The 23312-nt window shown below is 43.4% G+C and carries 21 protein-coding genes and 1 riboswitch; of the genes, 17 read left to right on the plus strand and 4 right to left on the minus strand.

Annotated elements, in window-relative coordinates; all coding sequences use genetic code 11:
- Positions 1-82 precede the first annotated feature (82 nt).
- Complete coding sequence (locus tag MKZ13_RS14285) at positions 83-1522, minus strand: DHA2 family efflux MFS transporter permease subunit (protein ID WP_221819629.1); 1440 nt, start codon at positions 1520-1522, stop codon at positions 83-85.
- A gap of 281 nt (positions 1523-1803) precedes the next feature.
- Between MKZ13_RS14285 and MKZ13_RS14290 the strand changes: the two genes are divergently transcribed.
- The 7 genes from MKZ13_RS14290 (at position 1804) to MKZ13_RS14320 (ending at position 9901) form a co-directional block, all read left to right on the plus strand.
- A complete protein-coding gene (locus MKZ13_RS14290) occupies positions 1804-2409 on the plus strand; it encodes a TetR/AcrR family transcriptional regulator (protein ID WP_221819461.1) in 606 nt (201 codons plus the stop codon).
- Between the two features lie 45 nt (positions 2410-2454).
- On the plus strand, positions 2455-2988 hold the full coding sequence (locus tag MKZ13_RS14295; protein WP_221819460.1) for a GNAT family N-acetyltransferase: 534 nt from the start codon (positions 2455-2457) through the stop codon (positions 2986-2988).
- A gap of 72 nt (positions 2989-3060) precedes the next feature.
- Positions 3061-3735: a response regulator transcription factor gene (locus tag MKZ13_RS14300; RefSeq protein ID WP_221819459.1), complete on the plus strand. Its 675-nt coding sequence runs from the start codon at positions 3061-3063 to the stop codon at positions 3733-3735.
- The gene (locus tag MKZ13_RS14305; RefSeq protein WP_339184860.1) at positions 3732-5102 is read left to right on the plus strand and encodes a HAMP domain-containing sensor histidine kinase; all 1371 of its coding nucleotides are present in this window, start codon (positions 3732-3734) and stop codon (positions 5100-5102) included. Before MKZ13_RS14300 ends, MKZ13_RS14305 begins: the two co-directional genes overlap by 4 nt.
- 217 nt (positions 5103-5319) lie before the next feature.
- A complete protein-coding gene (locus MKZ13_RS14310; protein ID WP_339184862.1) occupies positions 5320-6324 on the plus strand; it encodes an alpha/beta hydrolase in 1005 nt (334 codons plus the stop codon).
- A 173-nt stretch (positions 6325-6497) separates the two neighbouring features.
- Entirely contained in the window at positions 6498-7778 is a 1281-nt protein-coding gene (locus MKZ13_RS14315; RefSeq protein ID WP_339184864.1) for an alpha/beta fold hydrolase, read from the plus strand.
- 32 nt (positions 7779-7810) lie between these two features.
- On the plus strand, positions 7811-9901 hold the full coding sequence (locus MKZ13_RS14320; RefSeq protein ID WP_339184866.1) for a serine hydrolase domain-containing protein: 2091 nt from the start codon (positions 7811-7813) through the stop codon (positions 9899-9901).
- A 117-nt stretch (positions 9902-10018) separates the two neighbouring features.
- On the opposite strand, the gene MKZ13_RS14325 is transcribed toward MKZ13_RS14320, so the two are convergent.
- Together MKZ13_RS14325 and MKZ13_RS14330 are read right to left on the minus strand one after the other, a co-directional pair.
- On the minus strand, positions 10019-11407 hold the full coding sequence (locus tag MKZ13_RS14325) for an MFS transporter (RefSeq protein ID WP_221819627.1): 1389 nt from the start codon (positions 11405-11407) through the stop codon (positions 10019-10021).
- A gap of 113 nt (positions 11408-11520) precedes the next feature.
- Entirely contained in the window at positions 11521-11946 is a 426-nt protein-coding gene (locus MKZ13_RS14330; RefSeq protein WP_221819454.1) for a MarR family transcriptional regulator, read from the minus strand.
- 299 nt (positions 11947-12245) lie between these two features.
- Between MKZ13_RS14330 and MKZ13_RS14335 the strand changes: the two genes are divergently transcribed.
- The 6 genes from MKZ13_RS14335 (at position 12246) to MKZ13_RS14360 (ending at position 19374) form a co-directional block, all read left to right on the plus strand.
- Positions 12246-14366 carry a serine hydrolase domain-containing protein gene (locus tag MKZ13_RS14335; RefSeq protein WP_339184869.1) on the plus strand — a complete coding sequence of 707 codons (2121 nt, stop codon included), beginning with the start codon at positions 12246-12248 and terminating at the stop codon, positions 14364-14366.
- A gap of 57 nt (positions 14367-14423) precedes the next feature.
- The gene (locus MKZ13_RS14340; RefSeq protein WP_339184871.1) at positions 14424-15365 is read left to right on the plus strand and encodes an alpha/beta hydrolase; all 942 of its coding nucleotides are present in this window, start codon (positions 14424-14426) and stop codon (positions 15363-15365) included.
- Between the two features lie 175 nt (positions 15366-15540).
- Complete coding sequence (locus tag MKZ13_RS14345; RefSeq protein WP_235200730.1) at positions 15541-15915, plus strand: hypothetical protein; 375 nt, start codon at positions 15541-15543, stop codon at positions 15913-15915.
- A gap of 2 nt (positions 15916-15917) precedes the next feature.
- Positions 15918-17636, plus strand: coding sequence for an ABC transporter ATP-binding protein (locus MKZ13_RS14350; RefSeq protein ID WP_036670808.1), 1719 nt, complete (start codon positions 15918-15920; stop codon positions 17634-17636).
- 239 nt (positions 17637-17875) lie between these two features.
- Positions 17876-18298 carry a MarR family winged helix-turn-helix transcriptional regulator gene (locus tag MKZ13_RS14355; RefSeq protein ID WP_339185396.1) on the plus strand — a complete coding sequence of 141 codons (423 nt, stop codon included), beginning with the start codon at positions 17876-17878 and terminating at the stop codon, positions 18296-18298.
- Positions 18295-19374 carry a low specificity L-threonine aldolase gene (locus MKZ13_RS14360; protein ID WP_339184873.1) on the plus strand — a complete coding sequence of 360 codons (1080 nt, stop codon included), beginning with the start codon at positions 18295-18297 and terminating at the stop codon, positions 19372-19374. The genes MKZ13_RS14355 and MKZ13_RS14360 overlap by 4 nt, the downstream gene beginning before the upstream one ends.
- An 82-nt stretch (positions 19375-19456) precedes the next feature.
- Here MKZ13_RS14360 and MKZ13_RS14365 read toward each other — a convergent pair whose 3' ends face one another.
- A complete protein-coding gene (locus MKZ13_RS14365; protein ID WP_339184875.1) occupies positions 19457-20374 on the minus strand; it encodes an AraC family transcriptional regulator in 918 nt (305 codons plus the stop codon).
- 539 nt (positions 20375-20913) lie between these two features.
- On the opposite strand from MKZ13_RS14365, the gene MKZ13_RS14370 reads away from it, so the two are divergent.
- The 4 genes from MKZ13_RS14370 (at position 20914) to MKZ13_RS14385 (ending at position 23243) form a co-directional block, all read left to right on the plus strand.
- The gene (locus MKZ13_RS14370) at positions 20914-21678 is read left to right on the plus strand and encodes a methyltransferase domain-containing protein (RefSeq protein WP_339184877.1); all 765 of its coding nucleotides are present in this window, start codon (positions 20914-20916) and stop codon (positions 21676-21678) included.
- A gap of 11 nt (positions 21679-21689) precedes the next feature.
- On the plus strand, positions 21690-22319 hold the full coding sequence (locus MKZ13_RS14375) for a pentapeptide repeat-containing protein (RefSeq protein ID WP_339184879.1): 630 nt from the start codon (positions 21690-21692) through the stop codon (positions 22317-22319).
- 70 nt (positions 22320-22389) lie between these two features.
- A riboswitch (guanidine-I (ykkC/yxkD leader) is annotated at positions 22390-22490 on the plus strand.
- A 100-nt stretch (positions 22491-22590) separates the two neighbouring features.
- Complete coding sequence (locus tag MKZ13_RS14380; RefSeq protein WP_339184881.1) at positions 22591-22929, plus strand: multidrug efflux SMR transporter; 339 nt, start codon at positions 22591-22593, stop codon at positions 22927-22929.
- Entirely contained in the window at positions 22929-23243 is a 315-nt protein-coding gene (locus tag MKZ13_RS14385; RefSeq protein WP_339184883.1) for a multidrug efflux SMR transporter, read from the plus strand. Before MKZ13_RS14380 ends, MKZ13_RS14385 begins: the two co-directional genes overlap by 1 nt.
- The last annotated feature ends 69 nt before the right edge of the window (positions 23244-23312 follow it).

The following is a 23312-nucleotide window of genomic DNA, read 5'->3' on the forward strand; positions in this document are numbered from 1 at the left end:
ATACAACCTAAAAAGCGGCAGATCAGACGTAAACGTCTTGATCTGCCGCTTTGTTATGCAAGCAAGTATGAGGCTGGACACCTTAATTTGAATTCATGGAAACTTTTTGTCTTACAACCTGTTTAATTTCTTCCTCTTTCGCTTGTTTGGTACGTTTGATAAAGAAGGAAAGAACCAATCCCACAACAGCGATACCGATGATAACAACATATGCATCATTAATACCCTGGATCATGGATTCTGTAGCAAGCTGTTTTTGACTGAGACCATTGGCTGCACCAGTCGCTATCATATCCTGTACGTGTGCCGTTGTACGGGAGGTCATGACACTTACGAGCAATGAAGTACCTACAGCGCCAGCCACTTGTCTGACGGTGTTGGAGATAGCTGTACCGTGTGCACCAAGTCTTGGTGGCAGTTGGTTAAGTCCCGCAGTCTGAATCGGCATCATGAGCAGAGCCATACCAATTCGGCGGCCGGTAGACATTAATACCAGGTAACCATAACTGGTTGAATCCGTTAAGTCGATGAAACCAATGGTCGTCACGATGGTGATCACCATCCCGATAACAGCGAGCCATTTCGCTCCAAATCGGTCAAACAATTTTCCGGCTACTGGCATCAGGAAGCCCATGACAAGCGCACCCGGAAGGAGTAATAATCCGGACTCCAGTGCAGTGTAACCACGTGCGTTCTGGAGATACAAGGGAAGCAACATCATGTCAGCATACATGATCATTGTAATCGCGATACTAATGACCGTGGTCAAGGAGAACATGTTGTATTTGAATGCCCGCAGATCAAGCAGCGGAGTTTCAGAAACGAGCTGTCTCCATGTAAACAGGGCAAGAGAAACAATTCCAGCCCCAATGCAGATAAGAACTTCTGCACTTGACCATCCCAGACTTCCTGCTCTGCTGAAACCATAGAGCAATGCGCCAAATCCGATCGTGGAGAGCACCACACTGATTGTGTCGAACTTTGTGTTGACCCGTTCGGATACATTCTTCAGGTATACAAACGCAAAAGCAATGACAATAAGAGTTAATGGAATCATGCCGTAGAACATCGTTTGCCAAGAGTAGTTCTCGAGGATATAACCGGCAAGGGTAGGCCCGATTGCAGGGGCAAAAATGATGGCAAAGCCAACCATACCCATTGCAGATCCTCGTTTTTCAGGGGCAAACAAGGTCAAAATAACGTGCATTAAGAGCGGCATGATAATGCCGGCACCCGCTGCCTGAATCATGCGTCCTGTCAGCAATGTGCCAAAGTTATCTGCAAGAGCGGATACGATGGTACCAATCAGGAAAATAAACATGGAAGCTTGGAATAATTGCTTGGTTGAAAAGCGTTGCATGAAGTAGGCCGTGATGGGGATAAGCACCCCGTTCACCAGCATGTAACCTGTCGTTAACCATTGTGCTGTTGCGGCGGAGATGTTAAAATCACCCATCAGTTCCGGTGTAGCGACACTCATGATCGTTTGATTCAACGTTGCAAGGAAGGCTCCCAAAATCATGATAAACAGGATGGGGCCTTTCTTTACGGATAATTCTTCTTGTGCTCTAGCCTGACTCAATCCTTTTCATCCTTTCAATCCACACGTGACTAAATTTACAACGTGTTGTATAGTTTACATTGTATTTATTAAATTATATACATATTCGGACAGATTACAATTTACGTTATGGCGTGTTATCGTTGTTTATTTTACAAAAAAAATAAATTTGTTGTGTAAATCAAAAATAAACGACTTATCGTTTAAAATTGTAATGTTTAAAATTTAAAGGAGGAATACATGTGAAAGACGAGAAGAAATCGGCCGTGGACCCAAGGATTTTGCGAACTCGTCAGTTAATCCGGGGTGCATTTGTTGAATTGCTGCAGGAAATGGATATTGAGAAGTTGTCAGTCAACAAAATTGCTGAACGAGCGACGATCAATCGGGTAACCTTCTATCTGCATTATCGGGATATTACAGATATGATGGAGAAGATGGCTGACGAGATGATCGAGCATATTGAACGGATCGTGGATGAATATGCCCCTCATTTTGAGAAACAGAGAACGGAAGAGGCTTGGCCTGTTCTGGTCAAGTTGCTGGAGCATTTTGCAGACAACGCATCGTTCTATCAGGTGGTACTTGCCACGAAGCGCACACCAATCTTTACCGAACGGCTGCTCAAATTGTTAAGTACGCTGGTCAAAGCCAAGATTGATCGGGTGGAGATCGAGGATGAACTGGAAGAGTCCGGCATTCACAAAGAAATCGCAATCTGGTACGGTTCTTCGGCCCTGATTGGGACCATTGTTTCCTGGCTGCGCAATGATATGCCTTATTCACCGCATTTCCTGGCTAAACAATTCTCGTTGATTCGCTCGTACTCTTATAATGACCTGATATAATCATGCTACAATTGCACCTAAGGTTAATAGAGGAGGAATAATGTAATGAAATATAGTGCAGAACGTATCTATGTGAGATTTTGGAATGTGGAAGATGCCTCATTGCTTCTGGATCTACAGGTTCGCAACCGTGCGGAAATTGAAAGAATCTCAGCGAGTAATCGGGATGAGTCTTTCTATAGCTTGGAGGGGCAAAGGTCACTCATTGAGAGCTGGAACAAGAAGAGAGAAGAAGGAGATCGCTATTCCTTTGGTATTTTTCTACATACAACGGATGAACTTGTCGGTGAGATTTCCGTGTTCGAGATCATACTGGATTCTACCCCAAAATGGATCGTTGGTTATGTGACGGATACTCTTCATCAAGGAAAAGGATATATGAGCGAAGCCCTGCAATGTGTACTGGAATTTGCCAAACACGAAACTGAAATTACTCGAATCGAAGCTGGCGCTGTGCCCGATAATACAGGTTCCATCCGTGTCCTTCAAAAAGCAGGATTCAAGGAGAATGGGTCGCAGCCTGTGCCAATCCAGGGAACGTTGAAAGAACATACGATGTTTGCTGTGGATATACTATAAGCAAGATGTTTTACCATTTACTATATCAGTTGAACTATATATTTAAACGTAACGGAGAGGACAGAAAAAACTATGGCTACTATACTCGTTGCAGACGACGATGCGAACATTCGTGAACTCGTCTGTCTATTTCTCAAAAACGATGGATTCACCACAGTGGAAGCTGCGGACGGTAAAGAAGCTCTCACTATATATGGCGAAACTCCAGTGGATCTGGTTGTGCTAGATATTATGATGCCTGTCATGGACGGCTGGGCACTGTGTAAAGAACTCCGAAGAGCCAATCCCGACCTTCCGTTACTCATGCTGACGGCGAGAGGAGAGACGTGGGAGAAGGTGAAAGGATTCGAACTGGGTACGGATGATTATTTGACCAAACCGTTTGATCCATTGGAGCTGACCGCTCGTGTCCGAGCATTACTGAAACGATACAAAATTGGCTCCACTCACATAATCCAGTTTGGCAACGTCATTCTGGACCGCCAGACGTATAAGGTGATGAGAGGCACAGAGTCGCTTACGTTACCACTTAAGGAGTTCGAATTGCTGTATAAGCTTGCTGGAACACCAGGACAAGTCTATACACGTGAGCAATTGATCGATCAGATATGGGGTGTTGATTACGCGGGAGATGATCGAACAATAGACGTACATATTAAGCGCCTGCGCGAACGATTCGCGACAACACCTGATTTTCGGATTGAAACGGTGCGTGGGCTAGGGTACAGACTTGAGGTCTATGAATGATCCGATCCATATATATTCGTGTGGTCCTGACCTTTTTGGGGTCTGTCATCGCTGGTACGGTCATTTCATTTTTTGTGTCTACTTGGATATTCGAAGAAAAATTGAACGAAAACGCGCAAATTAACTTACGCAACTTCGGCCAAGACGTTTTGCAGATCTATAAGGCCCTGCCAGAGAGTGAGGCGGACTTGTACGTAAGTGGAATGAAGCAGCTCAGCTCCTATCATATTCGAATTTTCGAAGCTTCAGGTGAGTTCAAGACTTATGGAAAACTTAACGGACATAAATCTGCTACAGTGACGAGCGAGCAACTAAAGAAAGTGTTAGCTGGGGGCGTTGTTCAAGACTCAACGAATGGGATTGCTACAGGGTTCATAGGATTACCGTTGAAAACGGAGATGGAAACAAAAGCGATGTTTTTGGAGACACTCTCACCGCCTTCAACCTCTTTTGTGATTAAGTGGGGTTTAATCTTCGCAAGCTGTTCGTTGATTGCAGGAAGTTTGTTGATTCTGGTTGCTTCTATATATCTGGTGAGACCGATCAAGAAATTGACACAAGCGACCAAACGGATTGCAGCTGGAGATTTCAACGTCAAGCTGAACATTAAGCAAACGACTGAGATTGGTACGTTGGCCCGGAGCTTTGAAGAAATGATGCGCGATCTGAAGCAGTTGGAGCAGATGCGGAGGGAATTCGTTACAAATGTGTCGCATGAGGTTCAGTCTCCGCTCACCTCGATATCCGGTTACGCTTCGGCACTGAAGCAAGTAAATCTCTCAGAACACGAGCGAAACCGTTACCTGGATATTATCATCTCCGAAGCAAAACGAATGTCCAAAATGAGCGATAGCCTGCTCAAATTGAGTTTGCTTGAATCGCAGTCACAGCAACTACGGCTGAGCTCCTTAAGCCTTGATGAACAGATCAGGCGGGTTATTGTCGCGCTTCAACCGCAATGGTCTGAGCGCAACATTCATTTCGAACTTGATTTAGAGAACGTTAAGGTAACAGCTGATCACGACCAGTTAAATCAGGTATGGACGAACATCGTCGGAAATAGCATCAAGTTTTCCAAGGATGGCGGCATGATTAAAGTCAGTATCAAAGTGGATATTAAAACTGTGACTGTTCGAATATCCGACACGGGTATTGGTATTCCCCTTGAAGACCAGAAGCGTATATTCGAGCGCTTTTTCAAGGCAGATCGTTCCCACAGTCGTAAATATGACGGGAGTGGTATGGGACTTGCTATCGTTAAACAGATCGTGTCCCTTCATCAGGGGGATATCCGTGTGGAAAGCGAACCTGGTCAAGGCACAACCTTTATGATCACGTTACCCATCCATCCACCAACGGATACTTAGGCTCTCAGCATAGGCCAATGAATAGAATACCTATCGGAATATCCTAGACCGAATGTTCATGTCATGTGTAACATGCAAGCTTCCTTGTATGTTACATATGGCATTTTTTTTGCTTGTTCATACTCCGTTCATATTCCGGTCATGGGGAGTACATCTTTGTTGATTAGGATTTCTTAAGAAGACTGTTAGGCCAATATACAGATGAGGATAGGAGCAGATGAATGTGAAACAACAAGCAGACAAAGAAGTAGAGAGTAAAAGCAAAATCAAGAAAGTGTTAAGCACTTTGTTTAAAGTACTATGCGCAATCATTATAGCAATCCTACTTTTTGTAGCTATCGTATATACCGTCAATAAGATTAGCAGTTATTCGGAGCAACAAAGAATGGAGCCGTATGGTCAACATGTATCCGTAGACGGGAAAAATATGAATGTGTTCATTCAAGGGGAAGGCGAGGAAACAATTGTGCTTCTGACTGGTTTTGGAACAGCGGCACCAGCGCTTGATTTTAAGCCTCTCATCTCCGAGTTATCTCCATATTATAAAGTTGTCGTTGTTGAGCCCTTTGGTTACGGATTGAGTGATCAGACTGAAAAGGAACGCAGCACAGCAAATATCGTCAGTGAAATTCATGAAGCGTTACAGCGTCTACATATTGATCGTTATATCCTCATGGGTCATTCCATTTCGGGGATCTATAGCCTGGATTACGTGAACAAATATGCAGATGAAGTAAGTGCATATGTCGGGTTGGATAGCAGTGTTCCAGCGATAAGTGAACAGAAGATTGATTCATCAGACACACAACCGATTAAATGGTTCCGCAACTTGGGTTTCGCCCGAGTGCAACTGAAACTGAGTGCCGACCCTTATGATGGACTGCCTTATGATGAGCAAACGAAAGAACAATTGAACATTCTGATACGCAAAAATATGTATAATACCACGCAATTAAATGAGGCAGAAAGTATGTATTCCAACTTTAAAACATCTGAACAACTAACGTTCCCTGTTCATCTTCCAGTTCTTTTCTTTGTTCAAAAGAATCATCCGGCAGCAGACAATTGGGTTCCGGAACACGAGAAGTTATTAGAGAACTCTGTGCGTGGTGAAGTGGTGCTGCTGGAAGCAAATCATTATTTGTATCGTTCCCATGCCAAAGAAATTGCTGAAGGTGTCAGAGCATTTATGATCCGTGATGAGAGAGAGGAATTCAATTGAGATTATTTGAGATACTGTTAGTTCTATCCTGTTTGGCTTTACTAGTAGACCTCCTATTTATTACAAGAAGTGCAAAGAAAACAGGATTGGGTTTGGGGATAGGAAGTAGCGTTATACTCGTAGTTCAATTGTTAGTTGAGGGATACAGATGGCAGTTGCTTGTGGTATATATCATGACGGCTCTATTCATAATCATCGTTTTATTCAGACATTCCGAAAAGATGGTAAATCTTAAAATAGGGAAGTTCTTGAAATATAGTTTATCTTCCTTAATCGTCATTCTGCTTGTTGGTTCTACCGTCTTGTCTGTATACTTACCTGTTTTTAATCTGCCGAAGCTTGATGGTCCAGAGAAGGTGGGTACTCAAACATTTCATTTAACAGACCAGAACAGAGACGAAATCTTCACTGAAGATCAAAGCGATAAGAGAGAACTAATGGTTCAAGTTTGGTACCCAACTGAAAACAGCAATAATAACAAGCGTGACACGCTGTTTCCAAAAGATAAAGAAATGTTCAAAAAGTATATTCAGAGCTTCTCTGCTTCTTTAAAACTGCCCGAATTTTTGCTCGACTACTTGAAGTATAGCCAAACCAACTCTTATGAAAATGTAGAAATATTACCTTCTTCAAGTCCTTATCCCGTGGTATTACTATCTCATGGTATGGGAACCAGTAGAGTTCTACATGTATCACAGGCCGAGAATCTGGCCAGTCATGGGTATATCGTGGTCACCATCGATCATACGTATAGCACCTTCGCTACCCTTTTTCCAGATGGCCGTGTAACGGATTACAAAAAAAGTACGACTACACTAGATGAACGTACAAAAACAGGGAGTATATGGACGAAAGATGTGGAGTTTGTAATCGATCAAATCGAAAAGCTGAATTCAGGTGCAATCGAAAGTCAGTTTAAAGGGAAAATCGATCTAGATCACATCGGCGCGATGGGGCATTCTTTTGGGGGTGCAACCGCGTTTAATGCAACGTATTTAGATCAGAGAATCAAGGCCGGGGTTAATATGGATGGGTCACTATATGAAGTTGAAAATAGAGATGATATAAACAAATCGTTTATGTTCATCCGATCGGGAAGTTTTGAAGATTGGTTCGCCAACTTTGAAATGGATAGAAATTCGGATGATGAAGTAACTAAATCTCTTTCAGATGAGCTGCACATTATGAAAAATGTTATGAATCATGGGGGAAAAGTGATCTATGTAGAAGGAACCCAGCACTTCAATTTCACGGATCTTCAATTCTACTCGGAGTTGATTAAACTGTCGGGCATTACAGGAGATATCAATGGTAAAAGAGGAGCAAACATCGTAAATCAATATGTACTCGATTTCTTTAACAAGCAACTGAAAGGAACGGGTGGAGATCTGATTCAGGGACCAAACGACTTGTATCCGGAGGTGAAATTTGTAGACCCAGAAGAAATCAACTAACCAAAACACTTAAAATTCAGGAGATGATGTGAATGGGACGACAAAAGGGAAAACGCACTTCAATCGCCGTGTTAACGCTGGCATTAACGATGTTAGCTCCAATGTCTGCAATGGGCGCGCCTGCTACAAGTAGCAGTGATCATACGTATGAACCAACCAAGAAAACGGTGATGGAGAAAGCCAAGTTACTCACCGAGAAACATGGAATCACAAGTCTGCAATATGCCCTTATCGATGGTGGCGAGATTGTGGTGTCCGGTCAGACGGGCAAAAACGATAAAAACAACAAGGTGCCTCTTACGCCGGATACGATCTATGGCATAGGATCAACGAGTAAAATGTTCCTCACAGCTTCTGTTATGAAGTTAGTTGAAGAAGGTAAGGTGGATTTGGATCTGCCTGTTGTGAACTATATACCTGATTTTCAGATGAAAGATCATCGCTACAAACAAATCACACCACGCATGCTGTTGAATCATTCTTCCGGTCTGCTGGGCAGCACGGGCAGCAATGCCACATTGTACGGGGATAATGATACGTACTCACATGATACGTTTCTCGAGCAATTAGCGAGTCAAAACCTGAAGGCAGATCCCGGCGCGTTCTCGGTGTATAGTAACGATGGGTTTACGTTATCCGAGATTATGGTTGAACGTGTTAGCGGCATGAGTTTTACAGCTTTTATACACCAATATTTTACGGAACCTTTGGACATGAAACATACCAAAACACCACAGGATGTGGTTGACACGGCAGCAATGGCGGGAATCTATTCTCCTATGTATGAGGGTCAGCTTCCACAAGAGAATTATAATGTTATCGCTACTGGAGGCATTTATTCCACCGCTGAAGATCTTGCGAAGTTTTCACAAATCTTCACGGGAGAGGTCCAAGGCATTCTTACCGATAAGTCTGTAGAAGCCATGGCGCAAGAAGAATACAAAAAAGGCATGTGGCCAGAGGGTGGCGATACGTCTATATCTTACGGTTTAGGGTGGGATAGTGTAAATCTGTACCCATTCAGTGAATACGGTATCAAGGCAGTAACAAAAGGTGGAGATACCATATCGTATCACTCATCATTAGTCGTACTGCCGGAATATAATCTGGCTGCAGCCGTTACCTCATCAGGTGGGACAAGTGCCAAAGATCAGTTCATTGCGAGTGAATTATTACTCAGCGCACTTGAGGAAAAGGGGATTATTACAGAACGGAAGCCGGAAAAATCGTTTGGTGTGCCCGTGAAGGCAGATATACCTAAAGAAATAGCCACGAATGCAGGTATATATGGCGGCAATAATTCAGTTAAGAAGATCGAAATGAATACTGCTGGACAAATGACTGTATCCACACCTTCAGCTCCAAGTGATCCGGCTCAAAAATACACCTATACAGCGGATGGTACTTTTGTTAACGATGAAGGCACGGAAAAGTTGAAATTTGTTAAGGAGAAGAATGGAAGGACTTATCTGTGGTATCGATCTTATATATCCTTACCAGGACTTGGACAATTGGCTTTCTCCGAATATAAAATGGAGAAGCTGGAAGCCAATGAATTATCCCAGGATATTAAGGCCTCATGGGAGCAACGTGAAGGTGGAAAATATTACCTGCTGAATGAGAAATATACATCAACGGTTTATCTCAATTCGGCACCAATTCTCCCTATTCATTTGGACAAAGAGACCCCTGGGTATGTATCCAATACTAAGATTATTGGAGCAAACGAAGCAGTCACGGAGCTGCAAATCCCTGGCCTGGCTGGACGTGATACAAAGGAGATTTACTTTGCTAAAAAGAACGGAGTAGAGTACATTACAGCCGTTGGTAGCATATACGCCAGTGAGGAAATGGTACAACCACTCTATTCGGGTAAACAATCTCTAGCAACGATTCAAGCAGATGGATATGCCAGATGGTTTTCGATACCAGCAACGGTGAAAGGAAAAGTCATGACGGTTAAAATGCCTGCAACTGGCGCCTTTGCCGTATATGATCAGAAGGGTATTTGTATTAATCACACCGTAGTCAGCGGTCAGAATGAGGTTGTTTTACCAGAAAACGGCCGCATTGTATTTGCAGGTGACGTGGATTCCACATTTGAAATTTCATTAAAAAAGTAAATGGATTGGTTCGTTGATCCAATGAAAATATAAAGACATAAAACCTTCTCCATGACGTAGAGGAGGTTTTATGTTGTTGTTGCAGAGCGTATTCAAATTTTGGAATTCAGGATGGAATTAATTCCCCTCCGAGGCTTTTGCCTGCTTGATCCGAAAGGAAATTGTAAAGCTCAAGAGAACGAAAAGCAATTGAAGAGACAAAGCTAATATAATCCCGGTCAACAATCCCCAATTTAGTGAATGACTAACGGCAATGAGCGCTCCGCCGATTCCAATGCTTACCCCCGGACTAAATGCATCTGTAAACTGAAGGCTGGCAGATATCTCTCCTTCTTCACCCGTTTTCGTGTGCTGTAATGCAATCGCCCCGGTCGTGGGATGTGCCAAACCGATGCCAAATCCAGTGAAAAGCTGTGAAATTACTGCAAATATGATCCCGCCTTCAGGGAGGCCAACAGCAAGAATGACCGTAGCAACTCCAATGATCATAAATCCTATACCAATGGTTACCCGTTTCTTTCGGCCCATCCCATGGTCTTTAGCATCGAACTTTGACTGAAGCCAGGCTGCCGCTGACCAGCTTAATGCACCCGCAGCTACAATTAATCCCGCCATATCTGCTGGAAGCTTTTTCACATCTGTCAAAGCCAGGACAACATAGCTCTCGGTCGCATTATAACTAGCAACAAAGAATCCTCTTGAAGCAATCGTGGCCGGTAAACCTCTTCTGGCACTTAAAGTTCCCTCAGGCAGCAGCTTTCGCAAAGGCTGAATCATGATAAGCAATCCTGCTACCGAAAGTACAATTCCTCTCCAATCCGATATAAATCCTAGCCCAGCAAGCAACATTCCCGTTCCAATGGTCAGTAGTACTGCATAACCTTCTTTTCGGTTATTCTTGGAAGGGGTATTCCTTCTAACTGTAAATTTTCGGAAAGCAGGAAGAGTCAGCATGACAGCCAAACCAATGAAGGGAAGCACAAGCCAAAAAACAACTCTCCAAGATATATGCTCCGCTATAAGGCCAGCAATATAAGGGCCAATTAGTGCAGGTATAATATATGCGCCGGAAAACAAAGCAAGTATTTTTGTTCTCAGCTTATCGGGATAACCTAAAGTAATGCTGTAATACACACACGTAATGATCCCGCCTCCACCAAAACCTTGAAACACTCTTCCTATAATTAGGGTAATCATATTCACGGAAGTAGCCGCAATCACAATGCCGATCACAAAAAAAAGTATCGATATGCCAAACGATGCGAATACGCCGTTTTTGTTGATCCGCGCCCCAATGATCATGGTTCCAAGGATTTGTGCCAAAAGAAAAGAGCTGAATATCCAACCGTACAAGTGGAGCCCATTCAATTTTTGAGCCAGGCTTGGGGCAATCGTAACAACTGCTAAACCTTCAAATGCGACGGTAGTGACAGCAAGAATAATCCCTATGGTCAATGCTCTGTACTTGGCGTCGAAAACACCTGCTTCTTTTGGTGTTATATCCATTTTAAAAATCTCCTTTTAGAATAAATTTTAATAGTCCCAACCATAGTTGCTGCAGCAACTATATGTCCAAAAAGTTATCCCCCCCTTTAAAGTGGAGAGGACTCATCTGTGGACTATAGATCTTTTACGTTGTTATACATTACAGTAAGAATCCTTCTAAACATCTCAACCTCCTCCTTGGATAATCCCTGGATCGTTTTATTATATGCGTCCATGGAAGGAGCAAGAATTTCATCTTTCATATCTCGTCCTTTAGGAGTTAAATAAACACGTAAAGATCTTCTATCCGTCTCATGAATCACACGATAAATAAATTCCTTCTTTTCAAGCTTAAACAGCATTCGTGCAACATTGGTCTGGTCCTTGTGCAGTCTCTCGGCAAGGTCCTTTTGAGTAATCCCTTCTTGTTCCCATAGTACGACCAGGATTTCCCACTGATCCACTGTGATGTCAAACGGAGTGACTACCTTTTGATAGTAATTATTCAGTTTAAGTGCCGCGCGCTGTACATTAACACCGATATATTTTTCTAATTCCAAGGTTTTCCTCCTAAATAACCGTCATGATTATAGTTGCTGTGACCATTATAATTCCGCCTCTTTTTTGTGTCAATCATATTTATTGGAGTGAAAACGCCGCCGCTAATCTAAGCATTATCTCCATTTAAACAAGTTTTCCGGTACGCACTAAATTGTAAATCATCATGTACTAAAATTATTTTGCCTGTTCATAATCGGTTCATATAGACGTCACGAGCAGTCCATTTACATGGGTTAAGCTTATTTTAGCGCCAAAGCAAGATACTCTAATAAAGAGATACTGACAGGAGAAGATGCAGATGATACAACAAGAGAAAATGAACGCGGTCAAGAGAGCAATCAAAAAACGAACATCAATTGCAGCTTTAACCCTAGTGTTAACGATGTTAGCCCCGCTATCTGCAATGGCGACACCGGCTGTCATGAACAACAGCAACCTTACGTATGAGACAACAAAGAAAGCCGTGATCGAAAAAGCCAAATTACTGACCGAGACATATGGTACGACGAGTCTGCAATATGCGCTCATCGATGGTGGAGAGATTGTGGTGTCCGGTCAAACGGGCAAGAACGATATAAACGACAAGGTACCTCTTACTTCGAACACTGTCTATGGCATTGGTTCAACCAGTAAAATGATGCTTACAGCCGCTGTAATGAAGCTGGTTGACGAAGGCAAGATTGATTTGGATGCGCCTGTTGTGAACTATATGCCTGACTTTACAATGAAAGATACCCGATACAAACAGATCACACCCCGTATGTTGCTGAATCATTCCTCCGGTCTTCTGGGCACCTCAACCAGCAATGCCACATTGTACGGAGATAATGACACGTATTCACATGATACGTTTCTGGAGCAATTGGCGAATCAAAACCTGAAAGCAGATCCCGGCGCATACTCCGTCTACAGCAACGATGGCTTTACGTTAGCCGAGATTCTGGTCGAAAGAGTGAGCGGCATCGGTTATACCGCATTTATACACAAGTATTTCACGGAGCCTTTGGATATGAAACATACCAAATCACCACAGGATGTGGTTAATCCGTCAGACATGGCGGCAATCTATTCCCCTTTTTATGAGGGACCACTTCCAAAAGAGAATTATAATATCATCGGTACTGGAGGTCTGTATTCCACCGCTGAAGATCTGGTCAAATTTTCAAGAATATTCACGGGAGAAGTTGATGGTATTCTTTCCAGTAAGTCTGTAGAAGCTATGGCGCAAGAAGAGTATAAAAGAGGCATGTGGCCAGAGGATAGCGATACGCTGATGTCTTACGGGTTGGGGTGGGATAGTGTGAACTTGTTCCCATTCAACGAATACGGCATTAAGGCCGTTATGAAAGGTGGAGATACGTTATCTTATCAGTCTTCACTGGTGGTACTTCCGGAATACAATATGGCTGCAGCCGTTATCTCTTCAGGCGGGTCAAGCTTAACCAATAATTTCATTGCGAATGAATTATTACTCAGCGCACTTGAGGAAAAGGACATCATTACAGAACGGAAGCCAGAAAAATCATTCGGCGTACCCGTGAAGGCCAATATGCCTAAGGAAGTCTCCAAGTTTGCAGGTATATATGGTGGCAATAATTCAGTTATGAAGATCAAAATAAATAAGGCTGGACAAATGACTGTATCTTCACTTACAGCTCCGAGTAATCCGGCTCAAGAATACACATATACAGCAGATGGTACTTTTGTTAATAACGAAGGTACAGACAAGTTGAAATTCGTTGTGGAGAAAAATGGGAAAACCTACTTGTGGTCACGATCTTATATATCCGTTCCAGGACTCGGACAGCTGGCTTTCTCAGAATATAACGGGGAGAAGCTTGAAGGCAATAAATTATCCAAGGAGATTAATGCCGCATGGTCAAAGCGCGATGGTAAAAAATATTATCTGGTGAATGAGAAATACACATCCATGGTTTATCTCAATGCTTCATCGATCCTGCCTATTCATATGAATCAAGAGAATCCAGGGTATATGTCCAATCATAAGATTATTGGAGCAAACGAAGCAGCCAATCTTTTGCAGATTCCGGGTACTGCCGGACGTGATACGATGGACATTCGATTCTCTAAAAAGAACGGTGGAGAGTATCTTACAGCCTTAGGTTATGTATACGCCAGTGAGGAACTGGTAAAACCAATCTATTCGGGTAAACAATCCGCAACAACCATTCAAGCAGATGGATATGCCAAATGGTTTTCGGTACCAGCGACTGCGAAAGGAAAAGTCATGACAGTGAAGTTGCCTGCAAATGGAGCCTTTGCTGTCTATGATCAGACTGGAATTTGTATTAATCACAGCGTGGTCAGCGGTAAGAATGATGTTGTTTTACCAGAAAACGGCCGTATTGTATTTGCAGGTGAGGTTGGTTCTTCATTTGAAATTTCATTAAAAAAGTAAAATGAATGGATTTCCAAACGGCTGAACACCAAACGAACTCAACAGGAGAGAACCATCATGATGAAAAAAATATTAATCATTTTGCTCAAAATATTCGGAGCCATCGTTATCGCTTTTGCATTTTTTATTGCCACTGTTTTTATTGTTAATGTATTTAGCAACAAATCGGAAGAAGGGAAAATAAAACCCTATGGTCAGTTTGTAGCAGTTGACGGGAAAAACATGAATGTGTTGATTCAAGGAGAAGGCAAAGAAACGGTCGTATTGCTTCCTGGATACGGAACACCTGCCCCAGCCCTTGATTTCAAACCTGTGATCGATGAGCTATCTCCATTTTACAAAGTTGTTGTCATTGAGCCTTTCGGTTATGGATTAAGTGACATTACTGAAAAAGAGCGTACCACGGAAAATATGGTTAGTGAAATTCATGAAGCGTTACAGCAACTTGGTATTCAACGTTACACGCTCATGGCTCACTCCATTTCAGGGATATACGGACTGGATTATGTGAACAAATATCCAAACGAAGTAACTTCCTTTGTCGGCATCGAGAGCAGTGTCCCAACGCAGGGAGGTAACGATGATCCATTCCCAACTGAAACGTACAAACTGCTTAAAAAATCAGGATTCTACCGATTGTTAATGAAACTGGCCCCTGATCAACTGATTGCACCTGATGTTGATGATGAGACCAGAGAGCAAATTCGAATACTTTCACTCAAAAATACGTTTAATCCGAACAACCTGAATGAAGGTGAAAACTTTGGTCCTAATTTCAAAGCAGCTGAGAACCTGTCCTTCCCCAAAGATCTTCCTGTGATTTTCTTCTTACAAGCGAATGATACGGAAACAGAAGGCTGGATACCCTTGCATGAAGAGCAAGTCAAAGATTCTGTGCATGGAAAAGTGATGACATTTGATGGAGAACATTATTTGCATCACACCCGATCCAAAGAAATGGTTCAAGAATATAGAAAGTTTATGAGTGAGATAAAATAGTGTCGCCAACAAAAGAAGTCGCGAAATCGCGGCTTTTTTCTGTTAGGGAGATGGTGAATATACATACTTCGTTATCTATTGGAAAATTTAGGTTGACACTTCTTTTTGTCGCGTATACAATCGTATACATGAACACGTTGTATACATATGTATACACGTAATGGGGGTGGCACAAATGAGAGATCGTCCTATCGAAGAGATGGATGGAAGTGTACGTCAAGGTGAGCGTCCGAGACGCGATATGAGTGACAATGAGCAACGTGGTGAACGTTCCAGACGTGGAAGAGGTCATGGTGAACATGAGGGAAAACGGGGCCGTGGTGCGCAGACATTCCGTCGCGGCCGAATTCTTGTATTTCTGGAACAAATGCAGAATCGGAGAACAACGCTTGTCCGACAACTTGGACAGGAGGAGTATGAACATATTCGCCCGGTGATCAGTGGGGAGTTAAAAGCTATTGATCAGGTCATCGACGAGTATATCCATCTTTTCGAGCTGCAAAATGAAGATGTAAACCCCAATAAGGATCTGGAGAGTGAGAGTGAATAAGTATGATTCGTCGTTTTTTTTCGTATTATCGTCCTTATAAAAAACTGTTTTTGATTGATTTTGGATGCGCTGTACTCGCAGGTCTTCTGGAGTTGGCTTTCCCCCTTGCCGTCAGCAAATTCATTAATGAATTGTTGCCAGGTCAGGATTGGCCTCTCATTATGCTTGCCTGCGTCGTGCTGTTATCCATCTATGCACTTAATACCGTATTGAACTATGTAGTTACATATTGGGGACATATGCTGGGCATTAACATTGAGACCAACATGCGTGAGAAGATGTTCGCTCACTTGCAGAAGCTGTCCTTCCGTTTCTTTGATAATCGTAAAACAGGCCACTTAATTGGTCATCTTACGAATGATCTGAATGATATCGGCGAGGTTGCTCACCATGGACCTGAAGATGTATTCATCGCAGTAATGACATTAATCGGATCGTTCTGGCTGATGGCTAACATTAATCTTGAGCTAGCGCTGCTTACCTTTATCATTATCCCAATTATGGCTTGGGTCATTATCGTATTTGGTGGCCGCATGACAAAGACGTATCGGCGACTTTTCGGAGACGTCGGCAATTTCAATGCGCGTATTGAAGATAACGTCGGCGGTATGCGTGTTGTGCAATCGTTCGCCAACGAAGAACATGAGAAAGAACTTTTTGCAGTGGACAATCAGAATTTCCGTAAAACCAAACTGCTTGCCTACAAAACGATGGCAAAAAGTATCTCGGTCAGTTATATGATGATGCGACTGGTTACTGTGTTTGTCATGATCAGCGGGGCTTGGTTTTATATCGATGGCAGAATCAATATGGGTGACTTTATGGCTTTCCTGCTTCTGTCCAATATCTTCTTCCGCCCGATCGAGAAAATCAATGCCGTCATAGAAAGTTATCCAAAGGGCATCGCTGGTTTCAAGCGTTATCTGGAGATCATTGATACAGAACCAGAAATTGCGGATAGCAAAAACGCCGTTGAATTCGAAAGTGTGAAGGGTGATATTCGCTTCGAGAACGTCTCGTTCGGATATGAATCCAGTCGGCGTATTCTGAGTGATATCAGTCTATCTGTTCGACCAGGGGAAACCGTTGCTTTTGTGGGTCCTTCGGGTGCAGGCAAGACGACAATCTGCAGTCTGCTGCCCCGATTCTATGAGGTTGAAGAGGGACGTATCACTGTGGATGGCGTCGACATTCGTAACGTTAAGCTTCAATCCTTGCGCAAGCATATTGGAATCGTTCAACAGGATGTATTTTTGTTCTCGGGTACCATTAAGGAGAATATTGCTTATGGTGATCTGAGTGCAACGGATGAACAAATCTGGGATGCCGCCCGTCGTGCCTCGTTGGAGGAATTAATTCTTACGTTGCCAGACGGTATGGATACAGTCATTGGGGAGCGTGGAGTCAAGCTGTCCGGAGGACAAAAACAGCGTTTGTCCATCGCACGTATGTTTTTGAAAAACCCGCCCATTCTTATTCTGGATGAGGCAACCTCTGCGCTGGACACGGAAACGGAAGCACTGATCCAGCAATCACTCGCTGAATTGTCGGTGGGCAGAACAACACTTGTGATTGCACACAGACTGACAACTATCAAGAATGCAGATCGAATTATCGTAGTGAACACAGATGGTATCGCTGAGCAGGGCAACCATGAGGAATTGGTCGCTGCTGGAGGAATATACAGCCGTCTTCATCAGGTGCAATATAGTCACTCTTAATCCATATAAATTGAAGTATAGAATGTTTACACTGTACACTCCGATGACAGAACAACCTTGCCGCGCATATGCGCGGCTTTTTTTATTGATTAGATATTAAAAATGAAGTTATAAAATGCTATGCAAAATATAATGTTGACAACGTCCACTAACGTGACTATTATAATGTTGACAATGTCCACTAAAAAGGAGGGTTTGACATCAACTCTCAGTACATAAATCCAGATATCTTGGCTGACATGCGACGTTTTAACCGTTTTTATACCAATATTCTTGGTGTACTCGATAAGCATATTCTTGGAACAGGGTACTCGTTTGCGGAAGTACGGGTCATTATTGAGATTGGAATTCGGGGAGAGAGCATCGCGAACAATCTGGTAGATACACTGACCATTGATCGCAGTTACATGAGCCGAATCGTGAACAAGCTGTCCAAGGAAGGACTGCTGGTGAAAGTGAATTTTGCTGCCGACAGCCGGGTCAGTCTGATTCGTCTGACAGCCAAGGGTGAGGAGCTGTATGCCCAATTGAATGATCGATCCGATCAACAGATCCTGAAGCTGATGCAAGAATTGAATGAAGAAGAGATTCAAGAGGTGTACACCTCCATGATGAACATACAAGAGAAGTTGAACAAGAAGGCAGGAGAGACAACACGATGATACGATTTGAATGTGATTATAACGAAGGTGCGCATGAACGAATTTTACAAAGACTGATGCAAACCAATATGGAACAGACGAGCGGGTATGGCACGGATGAGCATTGTGAACGGGCGAGAATGCTTATTCGTCAGGCATGTGACAATGAGCAAGCTGATATTCATTTCTTGGTTGGCGGTACACAGACAAATACAACGGTGATTGCATCTATTTTGCGTCCATATCAAGGTGTAATTGCAGCGAGCTCAGGACATATTGCGGTTCATGAAACCGGAGCTATTGAAGCTACGGGACATAAGGTGCTCACAGTTCCAAGCGAGGACGGAAAGATCACGCCAGAGCAGGTTAGAGCAGTCTATGATGCACATATGAATGACTCGTCACCGGAACACTGTGTTCAACCAGGAATGGTCTACATATCCCAACCAACGGAGAATGGAACGATGTACGACAAGGCAGAGCTGCAAGCATTGCATACAGTGAGCAGAGCATGTGGTCTTCCGTTTTTCGTGGATGGAGCACGTCTTGGATATGCACTCGCTTCACGCGATTGCGATATGACACTTGCTGAACTTGCACGCTTGTGCGATGTGTTTTACATCGGGGGAACCAAGATTGGCGCATTGATGGGAGAGGCGGTTGTTATCCTGAATGATGCACTGAAACCGGATTTTCGTTATATGATCAAACAAAAAGGTGGCCTGCTTGCCAAAGGCAGATTGCTGGGAATCCAATTCGAAACATTGTTCGAAGATGGTCTGTACCTCAATATTTCTCGCCATGCCGTAGATATGGCCTTGAGAATTCATGACTCACTCGAACAGCAGGGGGTACACTTCCTGTACGATTCACCAACCAACCAGCAGTTTCCGATTCTGCCTGATCGTTTGCTTGAGAAATTACGCAGTGGTTATACCTTCTCCTTCTGGGAAAAGGTTGACGATACACACAGTGCGGTGCGGTTCTGCACCAGCTGGGCAACTCGTCAAGAGAATGTGGATGCACTGACTCGTGATATCACTCAATTATTGCACGAAGAGATCCACGTGCCAGAACGGGTCGAAGCATTGGTCTAATCTTGAAGGACAACCTATTGTGGTTGTCCTTTTTTGGTTTGCCTTTTGTGTGATAGTTGTGAGATAGGGAGTGCATACTCGGTTACTCACTCAAGGCCATGTCATATTTCTCTTTCAGCCGTCGGATATCGGCTCTTGGCGGCGCACCGAACATGCGTGCATATTCCCTGCTAAACTGAGAAGCACTCTCGTATCCAACCCGGAATGCTACATCTGCCGCATCTGCAGATTCGGCCATCAGAAGTCGGCGGGCTTCCTGTAACCTTAATTGTTTCTGGAATCGTAATGGACTCATGGCTGTGATCTCTTTGAAGTGACGATGGAATGAAGAGACGCTCATGCTGGCGGTCTCAGCCAGATCTTCAATGCGAAATGGCTGTTCCCAATGATGAACGATGTACTCAATCGCTTCTCTGATCCGATAAGTGCTGCTACCTTCAACCGCAATCTGCGCCAGTTCTCCTCCGTAAGGCCCTTGAAGGAGGCGGAACAGGATTTCTTTAACGTACAACGGAGCCAGAAACGGAATCTCTCCCGGCGTATCCAGCAATCGAACAAGTCGGAGTACAGCGTCCTGAATGGACGATTCCATCTGACCTACAAACATAGCTCGTCTGGCGTTTTCGTTGAATGTTACCTTGATGTTGCATTCGTTAAGTACTTCGAGAATTTGGTTCGGTGTAAATTCGAGCTTGAGACTTAAGTAGGGTGCATCGGTGGATGCCTTGATAATCTGCCCGATGACCGGGAGATTCATGGAAGCAATCAGGTAGTTGGAAGGTCCATATTCATAACGCTCCTGTGCGAGCAATACTTCTTTCAACCCTTGAACAATCACACAAAATGAAGGTTTATATACTCTGTATGCCGGCTCACTAATCTTGGAATGGTGATAGACAAACAAGGAAGGAATCGCTGTTTCCATTGCACCGTTATGGTGGGAATGGCGTTCGATCAGGTCACTTAATTCCTGTTTTGGTTGAAATAATTCTTCGGTCATACGTATCCTCCTCACAGATTTAACCTACATACATTATAAAGCTTACCGTACAGAATCAAAAGGAGGCCTGAGAGGATCAGGCAATCAATTAAGACGATTGATATACCGCTTGCAGCCCATGACTCGGCATACTAAGAGTATGTTAACAGAGCCAAGCGATTAAAGTTTATTTGAAAAGTTGGGTGAACAAGGTGAAGAAGTGGTTATCAAACCATGTGAGGCAAATTTTGATTGACAGGCTCGAATCACAAATTAAGTATGAAGAAAATTCCGTACATCGAGAGATATACTTCACATGCTGGTTAGAGCTAGTTACCGAAGATTTCGAGTGAACTTCAGTTTACAGAACAAATTCAAGGAGAGTGTGAAATATGGAATATGTGGGCTAACACGAAATCTCAGTTGATCCGAATTCTTAATGCTAAAGTCGCCATTTGGCGGCTTTTTTTATGGTGATTTGATGAGTGAATTGACAGTTCCTTTATATTAAAGTTATTATAGATACATTAGATCCTTAATTGAGAAGGAGATTATAATCTATGAATAACGGACATTCATCCGGCCAAACGAACGAATCGTGGAGTGGTCATTCCGCTCCTTTCGCTACGTTACAGGAAACACCTATCTTATCCTTGCTCCAGCCATCCCAAGGTGAACGAATCCTTGATGTAGGTTGTGGCAATGGGGATCTGACAGCCAAAATTGCAGCCGCAGGAGCGCTGCCAACAGGCATAGATTTTTCAGAAGAGACGATTAGGCAAGCTAAACAGAAATACCCTGATATGAATATTAAAGTAGCAAATGCTTGTCATTATCGGACAGAAGAACCGTTTGATGCTGTCTTCTCTCATGCCGTTCTGCATTGGATAAAGGATGCTCCAGCTGTAGCACAATCAATACAGTTAGCGCTTAAGACGGGCGGGCGATTCGTGGCTGAGTTTGCTGCAAATGGTAACACGGCTATATTAATTACAGCGGTACAGGAAGAACTGGATGCCCGTGGATACAAATGGGAAGGACGGAATCCATGGTATCACCCGACCATTGTTGAATATGCTAATCTTCTGGAGCAACACGGATTTCGAGTTAGTCTGGCCCAGCACGTTGATCAATTTACCCCGTTCAAGCCAGGTGCCAGAAAGTGGTTGACCAGTTTCGCGGAGTATTTATTCAGTGGTATCACACCTGCGGATCAGGATGTTATTATGGATGCTGTTGAGAAAAGGATACAGCCACTACTGATGCGGGATGGACAGTGGTATCTGGACAGAAGCCGACTGCGAGTCGTAGCTATTAAAGAATAGGGGAATACGGGATGAAAATGGACAAACCCAAGATTCAGGAGCAGTTGCTCGAACCGGAAACGATAGCATTCCTGGAATCCAAAGTAGAGTACAAACACAAACTGATCGAGAACATTACATTGGATCAACAGGAAGCGAGTAAGGTTTCCTTTGAAAATGTTGTATTTAGACATGTGACAATCTCGGAGTCTGCCTTGGAACAATTTGAATTCACCGATGTACGGTTCGAACACTGCGACTTCTCCAATGTCAATCTCTCTGGTGCCTTCATGCATCGGATCGAATGGCATAATTGCAAGTTTGTCGGAACTGATTTTTCCAATAGCCGATTGCAAAATGTCAGTTTCTTTCATGGTCTAGGCGACTACAGCAATTTCCGTTTTGCCCATCTGAAACAGGTCTCCTTCTCGGAAAGTACCTTGATTGGTGCGGATTTTGCCTATCTGGCGCTGCAAAAAATGGAGTTCAGTCAATGTAACATCGACCAAGCTTCCTTAACGGGGACCAAAATGAAGGATTTGGACCTTAGCGATTGCGAATTTGACTCCTTGGTGCTGACCATGGAAGATCTCAACGGTTGTGTGATTTCACCACATCAAGCCGCCACATTTGTAGGATTAATGGGTTTGATTATCAAATAAATGGCATGATCACATATAAGGGGTTGCCAAGATAGTGGAAGTGTGTATAATTGGAGACACATTAGAATAAAAACAGGTTTTCTAGGGTTCCGCGATGGATGTGTCGGTCTGGTCCGAGAGAAAACCCGCAACCTGTTGGTTGTGCCACGGAGGGATAAAAGCCTGGGAGATGAACTGCTACATGCAGTTTGTTTCCCGGGCTTTTTTTGTTTTTACGCTAATGTACCCATACTAGGTGTAAAAAATGAATTAGAGAAAGGGAGTTATAGGAATGAATAAAACGTGGATGTCGGTTGTGATTGCTGCGTTGTTTGAAGTGGGTTGGGTCATTGGATTGAAACATGCCAGTGGTCTGCTGGAATGGGGGTTTACGTTGGTTGCAATTATCATTAGTTTCTCCTTGATGATTGCAGCTTCGCGGACACTGCCTGTGGGAACCGTATATGCAGTATTCGTTGGCCTGGGTACCGCAGGCACGGTACTTGCAGAGATTATTTTGTTTAATGCGACTGTTCAAACCGGAAAAATGGTGCTCATTGGTGTACTTTTACTCGGCGTAATTGGTCTTAAAATGCTGAGCAAAGAGAAGAATAAGGAGGTGCAGCTATAATGAACTGGGTATTTCTTATCTTGGCAGGTATATTTGAGATGATCGGAGTGCTGATGATAAACAAGTTGCACAAAGACCGTAGTCTCATTTCACTGGTTCTATTGGTAGCCGGGTTTGGTTTAAGCTTCCTGTTCCTGTCCATTGCGATGGAAACTCTTCCGATGGGAACAGCATATGCCGTGTGGACGGGAATCGGAGCCTCCGGTGGTGCCATTCTGGGCATGGTGTTTTACGGAGAACCTCGAAATGCCCTAAGAATTCTGTTTATCGCTATGGTGCTCGGATCGGCAGTCGGCCTTAAATTGGTCAGTTAAACAAAGTGATATTAAAAAGATAATGTACAGATTACGTTTTTAATGGTATCCTTATACGTTACGTGTGAA

Source organism: Paenibacillus sp. FSL R5-0701, from assembly GCF_037973995.1.
Taxonomy (GTDB): domain Bacteria; phylum Bacillota; class Bacilli; order Paenibacillales; family Paenibacillaceae; genus Paenibacillus.

Bases quoted from the DNA above. Each gene is read 5' to 3' on its own strand.
- MKZ13_RS14295 (WP_221819460.1), top strand. From the start codon at position 2,455: ATGAAATATAGTGCAGAACGTATCTATGTGAGATTTTGGAATGTGGAA.
- MKZ13_RS14340 (WP_339184871.1), top strand. From the start codon at position 14,424: ATGATGAAAAAAATATTAATCATTTTGCTCAAAATATTCGGAGCCATC.
- MKZ13_RS14345 (WP_235200730.1), top strand. From the start codon at position 15,541: ATGAGAGATCGTCCTATCGAAGAGATGGATGGAAGTGTACGTCAAGGT.
- MKZ13_RS14320 (WP_339184866.1), top strand. From the start codon at position 7,811: ATGGGACGACAAAAGGGAAAACGCACTTCAATCGCCGTGTTAACGCTG.
- MKZ13_RS14335 (WP_339184869.1), top strand. From the start codon at position 12,246: ATGATACAACAAGAGAAAATGAACGCGGTCAAGAGAGCAATCAAAAAA.
- MKZ13_RS14310 (WP_339184862.1), top strand. From the start codon at position 5,320: ATGAATGTGAAACAACAAGCAGACAAAGAAGTAGAGAGTAAAAGCAAA.
- MKZ13_RS14300 (WP_221819459.1), top strand. From the start codon at position 3,061: ATGGCTACTATACTCGTTGCAGACGACGATGCGAACATTCGTGAACTC.
- MKZ13_RS14325 (WP_221819627.1), bottom strand. From the start codon at position 11,407: ATGGATATAACACCAAAAGAAGCAGGTGTTTTCGACGCCAAGTACAGA.
- MKZ13_RS14315 (WP_339184864.1), top strand. From the start codon at position 6,498: ATGACGGCTCTATTCATAATCATCGTTTTATTCAGACATTCCGAAAAG.
- MKZ13_RS14385 (WP_339184883.1), top strand. From the start codon at position 22,929: ATGAACTGGGTATTTCTTATCTTGGCAGGTATATTTGAGATGATCGGA.
- MKZ13_RS14375 (WP_339184879.1), top strand. From the start codon at position 21,690: ATGAAAATGGACAAACCCAAGATTCAGGAGCAGTTGCTCGAACCGGAA.
- MKZ13_RS14370 (WP_339184877.1), top strand. From the start codon at position 20,914: ATGAATAACGGACATTCATCCGGCCAAACGAACGAATCGTGGAGTGGT.
- MKZ13_RS14380 (WP_339184881.1), top strand. From the start codon at position 22,591: ATGAATAAAACGTGGATGTCGGTTGTGATTGCTGCGTTGTTTGAAGTG.
- MKZ13_RS14355 (WP_339185396.1), top strand. From the start codon at position 17,876: ATGCGACGTTTTAACCGTTTTTATACCAATATTCTTGGTGTACTCGAT.
- MKZ13_RS14285 (WP_221819629.1), bottom strand. From the start codon at position 1,522: ATGATTTTGGGAGCCTTCCTTGCAACGTTGAATCAAACGATCATGAGT.
- MKZ13_RS14365 (WP_339184875.1), bottom strand. From the start codon at position 20,374: ATGACCGAAGAATTATTTCAACCAAAACAGGAATTAAGTGACCTGATC.
- MKZ13_RS14350 (WP_036670808.1), top strand. From the start codon at position 15,918: ATGATTCGTCGTTTTTTTTCGTATTATCGTCCTTATAAAAAACTGTTT.
- MKZ13_RS14360 (WP_339184873.1), top strand. From the start codon at position 18,295: ATGATACGATTTGAATGTGATTATAACGAAGGTGCGCATGAACGAATT.
- MKZ13_RS14305 (WP_339184860.1), top strand. From the start codon at position 3,732: ATGATCCGATCCATATATATTCGTGTGGTCCTGACCTTTTTGGGGTCT.